General features: G+C 62.0%; 9 protein-coding genes and 1 tRNA gene. 4 read left to right on the plus strand and 6 right to left on the minus strand.

Annotated elements, in window-relative coordinates; genetic code table 11:
• The first annotated feature begins 156 nt into the window (after positions 1-156).
• Entirely contained in the window at positions 157-3,681 is a 3,525-nt protein-coding gene (locus ACYU70_RS05090; protein ID WP_342299216.1) for a DUF7948 domain-containing protein, read from the plus strand.
• A gap of 123 nt (positions 3,682-3,804) precedes the next feature.
• Here the strand turns inward: ACYU70_RS05090 and ACYU70_RS05095 are convergent, their stop codons facing one another.
• The 3 genes from ACYU70_RS05095 to ACYU70_RS05105 all read right to left on the minus strand — a co-directional run bounded on the left by ACYU70_RS05095 (position 3,805) and on the right by ACYU70_RS05105 (position 6,671).
• Positions 3,805-5,028 carry an acyltransferase family protein gene (locus ACYU70_RS05095; protein ID WP_342299218.1) on the minus strand — a complete coding sequence of 408 codons (1,224 nt, stop codon included), beginning with the start codon at positions 5,026-5,028 and terminating at the stop codon, positions 3,805-3,807.
• Between the two features lie 347 nt (positions 5,029-5,375).
• Positions 5,376-5,463 (minus strand) — tRNA-Ser (locus ACYU70_RS05100).
• 119 nt (positions 5,464-5,582) lie between these two features.
• On the minus strand, positions 5,583-6,671 hold the full coding sequence (locus tag ACYU70_RS05105) for an asparaginase (protein ID WP_342299220.1): 1,089 nt from the start codon (positions 6,669-6,671) through the stop codon (positions 5,583-5,585).
• Between the two features lie 321 nt (positions 6,672-6,992).
• Between ACYU70_RS05105 and mqo the strand changes: the two genes are divergently transcribed.
• The gene (mqo, locus tag ACYU70_RS05110; protein WP_342299248.1) at positions 6,993-8,504 is read left to right on the plus strand and encodes a malate dehydrogenase (quinone); all 1,512 of its coding nucleotides are present in this window, start codon (positions 6,993-6,995) and stop codon (positions 8,502-8,504) included.
• Positions 8,505-8,671: 167 nt separating this feature from the next.
• Here the strand turns inward: mqo and ACYU70_RS05115 are convergent, their stop codons facing one another.
• Positions 8,672-9,412: an SDR family oxidoreductase gene (locus tag ACYU70_RS05115; RefSeq protein ID WP_342299221.1), complete on the minus strand. Its 741-nt coding sequence runs from the start codon at positions 9,410-9,412 to the stop codon at positions 8,672-8,674.
• A gap of 135 nt (positions 9,413-9,547) precedes the next feature.
• Between ACYU70_RS05115 and ACYU70_RS05120 the strand changes: the two genes are divergently transcribed.
• The gene (locus ACYU70_RS05120; RefSeq protein WP_342299222.1) at positions 9,548-10,099 is read left to right on the plus strand and encodes a GNAT family N-acetyltransferase; all 552 of its coding nucleotides are present in this window, start codon (positions 9,548-9,550) and stop codon (positions 10,097-10,099) included.
• On the opposite strand, the gene ACYU70_RS05125 is transcribed toward ACYU70_RS05120, so the two are convergent.
• A complete protein-coding gene (locus ACYU70_RS05125) occupies positions 10,096-10,965 on the minus strand; it encodes an SDR family oxidoreductase (RefSeq protein ID WP_342299224.1) in 870 nt (289 codons plus the stop codon). The genes ACYU70_RS05120 and ACYU70_RS05125 overlap by 4 nt on opposite strands.
• Positions 10,966-11,205: 240 nt before the next feature.
• Between ACYU70_RS05125 and pncA the strand changes: the two genes are divergently transcribed.
• Complete coding sequence (pncA, locus tag ACYU70_RS05130; protein WP_342299226.1) at positions 11,206-11,814, plus strand: bifunctional nicotinamidase/pyrazinamidase; 609 nt, start codon at positions 11,206-11,208, stop codon at positions 11,812-11,814.
• Positions 11,815-11,999: 185 nt separating this feature from the next.
• Here pncA and ACYU70_RS05135 read toward each other — a convergent pair whose 3' ends face one another.
• The gene (locus tag ACYU70_RS05135; RefSeq protein ID WP_342299228.1) at positions 12,000-13,583 is read right to left on the minus strand and encodes a DUF6770 family protein; all 1,584 of its coding nucleotides are present in this window, start codon (positions 13,581-13,583) and stop codon (positions 12,000-12,002) included.
• Between the last annotated feature and the right edge of the window lie 24 nt (positions 13,584-13,607).

The following is a 13,607-nucleotide window of genomic DNA, read 5'->3' on the forward strand; positions in this document are numbered from 1 at the left end:
CTCGTGGCGGTATAAGCAGAATTATCAAATCGCTAAGCAGGACAATAAATCCAGGAATTCACCGGAACTTCACCCCCGGAAAGTCAGGCCCTGCCCCCAGCAGGGCTTTTCCTTTTCCATAAGCAGTTCTTTTTCCCTCCACCTCCACCCCTCTTCATGCGTCGTACCCTTACGCGTTGGCTCTGCCTGGGCAGTGCCTTGTTTGCCTTTTCTGATACGATGGCCGGCACCCCGGCCGTGGCCCCAGTGCCGACAGATGCCCACCCGCTGCGCTTCGTGCCCAACCAGCGGCAGTGGCAGAGCCCCATCCTGTTTGCGGCCGACATTCCGGCCGGACGGATGTTTCTGGAGCGCGGCCGCCTGCTGGTGGCCCGCTACGATGCCCCCGCCGTGGACCGCCAGCACCACGCCGGCCCCGCCGCCGCCCGCGAGCGCATCGGCGGGCACGCCTACTCGGTGAGCTTCGTGGGGGCCAATGCCCGACCCGCCGTGCGCGGCGAGCAGCCCACCGGCGAGCATATGAACTACTTCCTCGGCAACGACGAAAGCCGCTGGGCTACCGACGTGCCCGCCTTCACCGACGTGCGCTACCAGCAGCTTTACCCCGGCACCGACCTGCGCTTTTACTCGCGCGGCCCGGTGATGGAGTACGATTTCGAGCTGGCTGCCGGGGCCGATGCGGCTCGCATCAAGCTCCGCTACGACGGGCAGGAGTCGCTGGCCGTGGTGGATGGCGCGCTGCAAATCGGCACCAGCGTGGGCCGTGTTACGGAGCAAAAGCCCTATGCTTACCAAGTGATTGAGGGCCGCCGCGTGGCCGTGCCCTGCCGCTACGTGCTGGGGCCGCAGCACACGGTGAGCTTCGGCCTGCCGAAAGGCTACGACCACACCAAGCCGCTCGTCATCGACCCCGTGCTGGTGTACTCCACCTACTCCGGGGCCACGGCGGCCCTGAACTGGGGCTACACCGCCTGCCCCGATACGCTGGGAAACCTCTACGCGGCCAGCATCAACTTCACGGCCGGCTACCCCACCACCACCGGGGCCTACGACGTGAGCTTCAACGGCGGCGATACCGACATCGTCATCAGCAAGTATAATCCCCGGGCCGCTACCGGCACCAGCAGCCTCGTGTATGCCACCTACCTGGGCGGCACCGGCAGCAACTCCGCCCGCGACTACCCGCACAGCCTGGTGACCAACGGGGCCGGCGAGCTGGTGCTGCTGGGCAGCACCGACGCCAACAACTACCCCACTACCACCACCGCCTTCGGCCGGGCCCTGAGCGGCCCCACCGACCTGGTGGTGTCGCGCCTGAGCGCGGGCGGCAACCAGCTGCTGGCCTCCACCTACGTAGGCGGCACCGGCATCGACGGGCGCATGGACACCGGCATTGCCCTGTACCAGAACTTCGGCGATGACCTGCGCGGCGACGTGATTCTGGACCGCACCGGCAACGTGTACTTTACTTCGGTGACCCGCTCGACCAACTACCCCAGCACCGGCGGCTTCCAAATCGCCCGCAGTGGCGCGTCGGATGCCGTGGTCACCAAGCTCAACGCCGGCCTCACGGCGGTGGTGTGGAGCACCTACCTGGGCGGCACCGGCAATGAGTCGGGCTACAGCATTCAGCTCGACAGCCTTGATGGCGTGTTTGTGGCCGGCGGCACCACCAGCACCAACTTCCCGGGTACCACCAACGGCCTCAATGCCACCGCCCGCGGCGGCATCGCCGACGGCTTCGTGGCCCACATCAGCCCCAATGGCAGCCAGATGGTGCAAAGCACCTACCTGGGCACCAGCAGCTACGACCAGGCCTTCTTTGTGCAGCTGGGCCGCCAGGGCTCGGTGTACGTGCTGGGCCAAACCACCGGCACCTATCCCGTGACGGCCGGCACCTACCGCAACGCCAACAGCCGGCAGTTTATTCACCGGCTGAACTACCAGCTGAACGCCACGCTGTTCTCCACGGTGATTGGCAGCGGCAGCGTGGGCACCTTGCCCAACATCTCGCCCACGGCGTTTCTGGTGGATAACTGCGGGCAGATTCTGCTTTCGGGCTGGGGCGCGGCCAACGTGGCCGGCCTGCCCACCACCCCCGATGCCCTGCTGGCCACCGCGCCCAACTACCGCGTCACGGGCACCACCTTGTCCAATGACAACATCGACAACAGCTTCGGCTACCTGTACGTGATGCAGCTCTCGCCCGGCGCGCGCCGCCTAGTGTACGGCACGTACTTCGGCACCGGCACCACGCACGTGGACGGCGGCACCTCGCGTTTCGATAAGAAGGGCATCATCTACCAAGCCATCTGCGTGCGCCAGACCCAGAGCGGGCAGCGCGCTCCGGCCATCCTCACCACGCCCAACGCCCTGGCCCGCACCCAGACCAACTCGAACCAGACCTCCAGCGCGGCCTTCAAGATGGATATTGCCCGCCTCGATGCCAGCTTCGTGCCGGCCGCCAACGGCGTGGCCAATACCCGCGTGGGCTGCGCGCCGCTCACGGTGCTCTTCACCCGCGCCACGCCCTCCAACAACGGCACCACCTGGAACTTCGGCAACGGCCAGACCTCGACCCAGCCCAACAACGTGCTGGTGACCTACGCCGCGCCTGGCCGCTACCCCGTGCGCCTCACCGCGTATGACTCGACCAGCTGCCAGGCCGCCGTGGTGGGCCTCGATACCGTGACGGTGCTGGGCCTGCCCCGCGCCGCCCTCGGCCCCGACCAGACGGTGTGCCCCGGCTCGTCGGCCACGCTCACCGTGCCCGCCACTCCCGGCCAGCCCGCCACCTATACCTGGAGCCCCGCCGCCGGCCTGAGCAGCACCAGCGGCCCCAGCGTGGTAGCCACGCCCACCGCCACCACCCAGTACATCGTGACGGCCACCACGCCCGGCGGCTGCATCAGCCGCGACACTGTGGTAGTGAACGTGCGCAATCTTTCCGTGGCCATTCCGGCCGTGGCGGCGCTCTGCCCCGGCACCACCGCCACACTGACCACGGCCGATGCCGGCCCTGGCGCTACCTATACCTGGAGCCCCGCCACCGGCCTCAGCGCCACTACCGGCCGCACCGTAACGGCTAACCCCACCGCCACCACCACTTACACCGTGCGCGTGACTACGGCCACCGGCTGCACCGGCAGCGCCACTGTGGTGGTTACCCGCCTGGGCGTGCCCGTTATCCGGCTGCACGCCGCGCCGCTGCTGCCCATCGCCGGCAATCTGGTCACCTTCAACGACACCCTGCCGGCCACCTCGCTACTCACCAACCGCCGCTGGGACTTTGGCGACGGCCAGACGGCCACCGGCCTCGCGCCCACGCACACCTACGCCGCCCCAGGCACCTACACCGTGCGCCTGAGCGCCGATGTGGCCACCAGCGGCTGTCCGGTAACGGCCACGCTGACGCTGGTGGTGGCCCCGGCCCGGCCCTTCGAGTTCCCCAACGTCATCACGCCCAACGGCGACAAGAAGAACGACGATTTCCGCCCCTACGTGAGCACCGAGCCCGTGACGCTGCAAATCTTCACCCGCTGGGGCCGTAAGGTATTCGAGCAGGCCAACTACACCCAGGGCTGGGGCAGCGCCCCCGACGTGGCCGCCGGTATCTACTACTACCAGCTGCGCACCGCCGCCGGCCAAACCTGGAAAGGCTGGCTCGAAGTGGTAAAATAGCTTCGGTACCAGGCCAAGAAAAAGCCCGCTTCCTTGATTGGAAGCGGGCTTTTTCTTTGATGCTAATACGGGGCCCGGAATGATACTTCAGCCCGGTGCCGGAACCTTATCGAGTCGAAATTGCTAGCCAACCTTCGCAGTCGTGGCATCGTGGGCCAGCAACACTACGGGCGGCATAGCGGCCGCGGCAGCTTCCGCAGCTTCTTTGGCCTCGTTGCCACTTATCACCTTGGCATATTTGGCTTTGCGGTTGATGAAGCGCTTTTCAAAAAAGTCGTAGGACAGCGTGGCCATTAGCACGACCAGCCCAACCACTAGCGGGTACAGGATGGCATCATGCAGCAACCCAACCTTTTGCAGCAGCCGAATGCTGAACACGATGACCACGGGGTGAAACATGTACAAGCCGTAGGAAATCTTGCCCAGGTAATTAGTCCAGGCATTCTCCATGGAGAAAATACGCCCCGGATTGGCGGCGAAATTGCAAATCAGAATGCCAAACAGCACGGCATATACCTCGTAGTGAAAATAGGGAATATGCAGGCCGGTCGAAATCAGCCCCACAGTCAGCAGCAGCGTGGCCCACTGCACCGGTTTGGCAAACAAAACACCTCTTAAGCGGGCCGCGAAAGCCGACTGCTCGTTGAGAATGACGGCAAACAAGCCCCCAATGGCCATGCAATCAATGGGCGTAGAATCCCAGAATCTGATGCAGACCCTCATCAGCGGGCCGAGGGGCAGCACATAGCCAAAGCTATGCTTCACCACCGTGTAAAATCCCATCACGGCAAACATGAGCAGCCATTTGTTCTTCACTGCTTTGTTGAGCACGGGCCATACCAAGTAGAACTGCTCCTCCGCGCCGATGGACCACGCTTGCGAAACGTAGGGAATCATCCCAAACACGGTAAAAGCCATGTTGGGCAGAAAAAAGAGGTAAAGGGCCAGTTTCGTTCCCAGTTCATGCCACACCACGCTGCGCGGAAAGGCATCCTGCGTAAGAAAGGGAATGAACGGGTAAACGAAAAAGGCCAGCCCAATGGTCAGGAAATACAGGGGCCAGATACGCAGCATGCGGCGCATGTAAAAATCCCTAATGCTAATGGTGTGGGTAACCTCCTGCTCCTTGAAGAGCAGGTAGGAAATCAGAAACCCGCTAAGGGCGAAAAACAGCACTACGCCCAACTTGCCAAGCATCCCCACCACGGCATTATTCCAGTAGTTGGGGATGTGCATGTCAAACTTTGACTGCTCGGTATGGTGAATGACGACCAGAAATGCCGCGATGAAGCGAATGGCATTCAGATTTTGGAAATAAACTTTTACGCTACTGGTTGTGCCCGTCATCGTTGCGCATATTTACCATAATTGAATACAATAATTAACAATAATGTAAGCCAGTATATAGCAGTGCTATTTCTTTTTCCCACCAGTGCGTCGCATTAGGTCTGGCGCGTCAGGCCGTGGGCGCAGGCGTGTTCCCGTATCACCACCATCTAAACGTTGGGCGTGAAATCAGTGGTATGTATGGCCACGGCGGAAGCCGGCGTAGCTGGTGAGGCCTTTGCAAAGGCACAGCTTTGATGGGTGTGCACTTCTAAGCTGTTTTCATCGATTATGCGTGCACACAGCAGTTAAAAAAAGCCCTGGCAACACTGCTGACGAGTGTTTCTCAGGGCTTTTTTAACGGCTTGTTGAGGGGATGGGATTCGAACCCACGATGAGCTTTTGACCCATACACACTTTCCAGGCGTGCTCCTTCGACCACTCGGACACCCCTCAAGGATGGTGGTTGATGGGGCAAAGATAGGGCGGCTACGCTGGCCGGGCAAGCGGAATGTAGCGTGGACTCTGCGAGTCCGCGCGTGGGCCGCTCGATGCGCGGACTCGCAGAGTCCACGCTACAGGGTGATTTCGCCGCGTAAGTCGGTGGCCAGCAGCTCGCGGGTATGGGCTTCGCTCACGCCCAGGCCCAGCACGAACATGAGCTTGGTCACGGCTGCTTCGGTGGTGATATCTTCGCCGCCCACGATGCCCATTTCCGCGAAGCGGGCGCTGGTTTCGTACTTACCCTGCACCACGCGGCCTTCCTCGCACTGGCTCACGTTGAGGAGCCACACGCCGCGCCGGCGGGCCTCGGCCAGGCAATTGAGAAACCATGGCGCGGTGGGCGCGTTGCCCGAGCCGTAGGTTTCGAGCACGCAGCCGCGCAGGCCCGGCACGCTCAGCACAGCCGATACCACCGCCTCCGTGATGCCGGGGAACAGCGGCAGCACGGCCACGCCGGTTTCAAGCTGCTGGTGCACCTTGAGCCGCGCACCGGGCAGCAGGCGAATGCTTTTATCGTCGAATTCCAGGCCGATGCCGGCGCGGGCCAGTGGCGGGTAATTCTCGCTCTTGAAAGCGGCAAACTGCTGGCTTTCAACTTTCTTAGCCCGGGTTCCTCTAATGAGCACATCGTTGAAAAACACGCACACCTCAGGCACGCGCACGGTGCCGGCGCGGGGGTGCCGGGCCGCCGCGATTTCCAGCGCCGTGATGAGGTTGCGCTGGGCATCGGAGCGGTTGGCCCCCACCGGCACCTGCGCCCCGGTAAACACCACCGGCTTGCCCAGATTCTCCAGAATGTAGCTCAGTGCTGCCGCCGAATAGGCCATTGTATCGGTGCCGTGCAGCACCACAAATCCATCAAAATCAGCATAATGCCGGCCGATGAGCTGGGCCAGAAAAAGCCAGTCGGCGGGCGTCACATTGCTGCTGTCGATGGGTTCGGGCAGGCTCAGCAGCTCCAGCCGGAAGGGCAGGCGCGTGAGCTCGGGCATCTTGCGGTCGAGCCGGCCGAACTGCATGGGCACCAGCCCGCCGCGGCGGTTCACGGCCATGCCCACCGTGCCACCGGTGTAAATGATGAGCAGGCGCGGGGCCGTGGCGTCGGCCGCATCGGCACGGGTGGGCAGGGGCAGCAGGGGCAGGTCGAGGTTGTCGGGCATGGGTGGGCGAGGTTGAACGGACAGTAAGAACGGCAAACTCCCCTCCTTACCAAGGAGGGGACATTTTTGCGCAGCAAAAATTGGGGTGGTTGTGGCGTTGCTTTGGCGTTGCACAAAGTTGGGGCGAAATGGGCGCATGGCGGCTGGAAGCAATTAGGCTTCATTACTACCTCAGCTCAACGCCACAACCACCCCAGTTGGGCCTGCGGCTCAACATCCCCTCCTTGGTAAGGAGGGGAGTTTTTCCGTTCACCTCACCTTTTTCCGCCAACAAACAGCCCTGCTTCCCTGTCCATCGTATTGCCTGCGGCATTCTTACCCATTTTCATGAATTCAACCGACTCCTCCCCTGCCAAACCCGTTTCCGACGTCATCATCATCGGCGCGGGCATCATGAGCGCCACACTCGGCGTGCTGCTTAAGGCCCTCGACCCCAGCCTCACCATCAGCGGCTACGAGCGGCTGGACGCGGTGGCTGCCGAGAGTTCCGATGCCTGGAACAACGCCGGCACCGGCCACTCGGCCTTCTGCGAGCTCAACTACACACCCGAGCGGCCCGATGGCTCGATTGACATTTCCAAAGCCGATAAAATTGCCGAGCAATTCGAGCTCAGCAAGCAGTTCTGGGCCTCGCTGGTGCAAGAAGGCCAGCTGCCCGACCCTACGGCCTTCATCCACAGCATCCCGCACATGAGCTTTGTATGGGGCGAGGCCAATGTGGAATACCTGTGCAAGCGCCACGCCGCGCTGTTGCATTCGCCGCTGTTTCAGGGCATGGAATTCAGCACTGACCCCAAGCAGATTGCCGAATGGATTCCGCTGGTGATGGAAGGGCGCGACCCCGCCCAGCCGGTGGCCGCCACGCGCATGGCAGTGGGCACCGACGTGAATTTCGGGGCGCTCACCCGCGCCCTGTCCGACCACCTGAAGGGCCTGCCGGGTGTGGATTTGCACCTGGGCCACGAAGTGGAGAGTTTCAAACACAAGAACGACGGCATCTGGCGGCTGAAAGTGCGCAACTTGGCCACGGGCGAAAAGGTGGTGGCGCGGGGCCGATTCGTGTTCATCGGGGCAGGCGGGGGCTCGCTGCCGCTCCTCGAAAAGTCGGGCATCCCCGAGGCCAACGGCTTCGGCGGCTTCCCCGTGAGCGGGCAGTGGCTGAAGTGCCAGAACCCCGAAGTGATTGCCCGGCACGAAGCCAAAGTGTACGGCAAGCCGGCCGTGGGCTCGCCCCCCATGTCGATGCCCCACCTCGATACGCGCCAGATAAACGGCCGCAAAGAACTGCTGTTCGGGCCCTACGCGGGTTTCAGCACCAAGTTTTTGAAGAAAGGCTCGTATACCGATTTGTTTAAATCCATCGAGTTGGGCAACATCCGGCCGCTGCTCTACGCCGGGGCGCGCAACCTGGGCCTGACCAAATACCTCATCGGCCAGGTGCTGCAAACGCCCCAAGAGCGCACCGCTGCCCTGCGCGAGTATTACCCCGAAGCCAACCCCGCCGACTGGCAGCTCGAAGTGGCTGGACAGCGCGTGCAGGTCATCAAAAAAGACAAGAAAGAAGGAGGAGTGCTGGAATTCGGCACCGAGATGGTGACCGCCGCCGACGGCTCCATTGCCGCGCTGCTGGGCGCTTCGCCGGGGGCCAGCACGGCCGTAGCCATCATGCTGGAGCTGGTGCAGAAGTGTTTCCCCGAGCGCGCCGCCTCGCCCGAGTGGCAGGCCCGGTTTCGGCAGCTGGTGCCGTCATTCGGTCAGAAGCTGGCGGATAATCCGGCGCTGGCAGCGGCAGTGCGCGAGCACAGCCGCGCGGTGCTGCAGCTGGAGGCGTGAGGATGAGAACTTAGGAAAGCCTTAGCGAACGAAAAAGCACGTCATGCTGAGCGCAGCCGAAGCATCTCTACCGCGTAACTAACCCAATCGAAAGGGATTACTACTGCGGTAGAGATGCTTCGGCTGCGCTCAGCATGACGTGCTTTTTGCGGGCTGTTGCCGCCTGACTACCGGTTATTCATCACCCGAAACTGCTCGTCCAGCTCGGCCCGCGAGGCCAGACGGGACTTCTCGGAGCTGCCATAGCCCACTTCCTGCTCGCCAGCGCCAAGGCGGGCCATCACCGAATCGGCAAACTCGTCCACGTTCACGCCGAAGGTGTGCAGGCCCGGCCCGCCGAGGTCGGTATCCACGGCCGGGGGCACGATTTCGAGCACCGAAATGCCCGTGGGTACCAGTTGGTGGCGCAGCGAGAGCGTGAATGAATGCAGCGCGGCCTTGGTAGCACTGTAAATTGGCACGAACGCGGCCGGCGCGAACGACAGGCCCGAAGTGACGTTGATAATGGCCGCGCCCGGCTGCTGACGCAAGTGCGGCACCAATAGCGTGGCCAGGTGGATGGGCGCCTCCACGTTGATAACCAACTCTTCGCGGCGCTGCTCCCAATCGGTGGCGGCATCGTCGGCCAGCTGGATGCGGTTCTGGATGCCGGCGTTGTTCACCAGCACGTTGAGGGCGGGGTATTCGGTGGTGGCCCAGCGCACCAGTTCCAAGCGCTCGGCCACGTCGGCGATGTTGGCTTGGCGCGTAATTAGGCCGGGGTAGCGCTGTTGGGCTTCGGCCAGCTTATCGGCCCGCCGGCCCACGATGATGACGGTACTGCCAGCCCGCAAAAAACGGACGGCCAGCGCCAGGCCGATGCCCGAAGCGCCGCCGGTGAGCAGGATGGTGTTGGTGGCTAAATTCATGAAGCGAAATAGAAGGTTTGAGAAGCAAGCCGCTAACAAGCCAGCTGCCCGCTTGGTTAGCAAGGCAGCCTAGCGGGGCCTTATCTTGCGGGCTTATTGCCGGGCTTATCAAGCCGGCCTCTCCCCTTTTGGAATATGATTAAACTGGAACCCTTCACCTCCGACGATTTCACCCAACTCATGGAATGGGTCGACGACGAGCGGCTGATGAAAGAGTGGAGCGGCTCGATGTTTTCCTTCCCCCTCACCGAGGCCGGCCTGAGCTGGTACGTTGAAGGCTCCAACGACGTGAACGACCCCAGCGTCTTCATTTACAAGGCAGTGGATTCCAAAACCGGCGTTACCGTCGGGCATATTTCGCTGGGCGGCATCAGCGAGCGCGACCGGGCCGGGCGCATCACGCGCGTGCTGGTGGGCAACAGCACCGAGCGCCGCCGGGGCATCTGCCAGGGCATGGTGAAGGCGCTGTTGCGCATCGGGTTCGAGGACCTGAAATTGCACCGCATCAGCCTGGGCGTCTACGATTTCAACCACGCGGCCATCAACTGCTACCTCAAGTGCGGCTTCCAGCAGGAAGGCGTGATGCGCGACGTGGTGCGCCACGGCGAGGGCTACTGGACGCTCATCGAAATGGGCATTCTGGAAGATGAGTGGCGGGCACTGCACCCGGCGCATCCGGTGGCCTAATCCAGAAACTGTGCCCCCGTCAGCACCTCGCTCAGCGCCCAGAGTCGCGCAGCATTTTCGGGCGTATTGAAGGAATGCTTCACGGGCTCGGCCTTTTTCTCATCGAAATAGCCGCCGCTGATGGCCGCCACCTCAGGCGCGGAGGCCAGGAAAACACTGGTTTCGGCTCCCTTCGCCACTGAAATCATGAAGGGGCGGCCCAGTTGCGTGAGAAAGCCCATCAGGCCGCCGGACTCGTTCCCGAAACCGCTGGCCACCACGCCGGGGTGTAGCACGTTGGTGGTTACGTTGGCGATGCCGTGGGTGCGCAGGCGGCGGGCCAGCTCCTGCGTGAACATGATGTTGTAGAGCTTGGTGTTGGCGTACACGCGCAAGCCGCCGTAGCCCCGCGCCGACTGAAAATCCGCCAAATCCGGCCGGGCAATGCGGTATACTTTGGAGGCCACGTTGACCACGCGGGCGGCGGGGCTGGCTTTTAGTTTATCAAAAAGCAGGGCCGTAAGCAGGAACGGGCCGAGGTGATTGGTGGCTAGGCCCAACTCGTTGCCATCGGGCGAGAGCTGGCGCTCGGACCCGAAAATGAGCCCGGCGTTGTTCACCAGCACGTCGAGGCGCGGGTAGCGGGCATTGAATTCGGCGGCGGCGCGGCGCACCTGGCCCAGGTCGGCGAGGTCGGCCAGGAGCACGTCCACGTGGTCGTGGCCAGCGGCGGCTTTGATTTCCTGCTGAGTATCGGCTGCTTTTTCGGCGCTGCGGGCCAGGATGATGACGTGGGCACCCATTTTGGCCAGCTCGGTGGCCGTGACTTTGCCGATGCCGGAAGTGGCTCCGGTGACGAGAATTATCTGGTTTTGAAGGTCGGGCATGGGGAGTGACGTGGGTTGTTTTCTGGGTAAACGTAACTGCGGGCCAAATGCTTGGTTTGTCTATTGCCGTAAGGAAAAAGAACGTCATGCTGAACGCAGCCGAAGTATCTCTACTACTCGAGTAATCCAATCGTTGCAACGAAGCAGTAGAGATGCTTCGGCTGCGCTCAGCATGACGTTCTTTTGTGTTGTGCACGACAGTGCCTTCTACTCAGCCCACCCAACCCTTCCCTCCTGCCCATGAAAGCCCTGCTGCTCATTGATATCCAAAACGATTTCCTGCCCGGTGGCCGGCTGGCCGTGCCCGAGGGCGACGCCATTATTCCGCTGGTGAATGAGTTACAGCCGCATTTCGACCTGGTGGTGGCGACCCAGGACTGGCACCCGGCCGGCCACGAGAGCTTCGCCAGCAGCCACGTCGGCCGCAGCCAGTTTGAGCAGATTGACCTGCACGGCCTGCCCCAGGTGCTCTGGCCCGACCACTGCACCCAGGCCAGCGACGGGGCCGAACTGGCTCCCACCCTGCGCACCGAGCGCATCGAGGCCATCTTCCGCAAGGGCATGAACCCGGAAATCGACAGCTACAGCGCGTTTTTCGACAACGGCCACCGCAAAAGCACCGGCCTGGCCGACTATCTGCGCGGCCGGGGCGTGAGTGAAGTTTTCGTGGCCGGCTTGGCCGCCGACTACTGCGTGTACTACTCCGCCCTCGATTCGCTGGAAGCTGGCTTCGCGACCACCGTCATCACCGATGCCACCCGCGCCATTTCGACCGAGGGCTGGGCAGCCGCGCAGGCCGATTTGCACCAGCGCGGCGCGCAGCTGCGGAGCAGTGCGGAGGTGCTTTGAGTAGTTCGGCAATAGCAAACGCATGCCCCGGTCCGACCGCCCTAGGCGGTCCGACCAGTTGTTGTCAGGGCGGTATCAGTGGTGCTTCAACCGGTCAGACCGCCTAGGGCGGTCGGACCGGGCTACTAACCCAACAAAAAAGGCCCGGCAATGCGCCGAGCCTTTTTTGCAAGTGATTGGGTGGCTCAGATGTTGAGCTTCACCAGCTTCATGCCGAGCTGGTTTTTCTTCTTGAAATAGTCGGCAATCATCACGTAGCCGGGCTTGGCCGGGTACAGATAGGAGTACGTGGGGCCGCTCGGCATTTCGATTTTATCGACCGCATACTTGCCGTTGTCGCCGAAGGCAATGTTGCCGATGTATGTCTGCGCTTTCTCACCTTTCTCCTTGTCGAAGTTGACGTACACGACGTTGAACTGCGTGTTATCGTCGTTTTTCTGCATGAACTGGTAGTCAAAGTCGCCCTGCGACTTCATGATTTGTCCGAGCAGGCCAGCGCCCATGAACCCGGTGCCGGCCGGCAGCTCCGCATTCGTGACAGTCTTGGGATAGAATTTTACGCTGGTCAGCGTGGCCTGCGGGTCGATTTCAAAGACCAACATATTGGCTACCTTGCCTTTGGACACGCTGGCACTGCCACCGCCCCCGTTAAGAATGCTTGCCGCAATGCCGAGGCCATCGCCCACGATTTTGAATTGTTCGGCCACGATGTACATCCGGCCATTGGCCCCTTTCACCACGGCGTGGTTGTAGTTCACATAGTTGTCTTCCAGGCTGGCTTTGGCTTCGGCGGGCATCAGAGCGGCTATTTCGTTGTGCCAGCCGTAGTTTTTGGTGCTCACCTGCTTGCCGTTTTCGCCGAAGCGCTTCACGTAAAGGCCCTGGCTTTTGTTCACGAACGGCTTGTCATCCAGCTTGTAGTATTCGCCCACGGCCACAAACTCGCGCTTGTCGGCATCGAAGGTGAACGAGCTGAGCGAAAGTTGCTCCGTGGCGCTGGTTTCCACCGGCAAATCGAGCAGCTTCTTGCCCGTTTTGGCATCCAGCGCCACCATGTAGGACGTGGTTTTGCGGGACAGCAGGCCGTCGCGCCGCACCATAATTCCCAGCAGGTATTTGTCGGCGGCTTCCGTAATGCTCAACGACTCATACTGTTTCGCGTTTTCATCGGACGTGATGCGCCAGTGCATACCCAGCTTGTTGTCGTAGATGGCCAGGGTGTAGCCCTTGGCCATGCCGCCGGTGTACCCGTTGCGCACAAAGCCCAGGCCGGGCACCGGAAACAGGTTCAATCCCAGCATCATGCCGCCGGCCGTGGGGTCCACGGCCCGTTGCTGGGCGTCCAGCACGCGCAGGTCGCCCTTGGTCAGCTCGCCGATGGCCTTGGAGCCCAGCTTTTTCAGGCTGGTGTCGTAGGTTTCCATTTCCAGCGTTTTGTCCTTGCTGTTGAAGAAGTAAAACGCGAAAGCCGAGCCGTTGAAGGTGTTTTTCAGCAGCGTGTAGCGGCCGGCGGGTTTCTGAATGGTGATGGTCGAAATCTTGGCCAGGTTCTGGTCGTAGAGGTCGAGCAGGTAGTTGTCGTTTTTGCGGTCGGCTTTGTCGCCGCGGGCAAACATCACGTAGCCCTTTACCTCATTGCCATCATAGATGGGCGAAAGGGCCGAGCGGTGCATATTTTGGATGCCGTTGAGCGTATTGGTCTGGGCAAAAGCCGCCGGCGCAGCCAGCAGCAGCAGGGCGACCAGCGCCGTGCGGGGGGTAAATTTCATCGTGGAAAGTGGGGTAAGAGTGGA

The organism is Hymenobacter segetis (assembly GCF_054776495.1).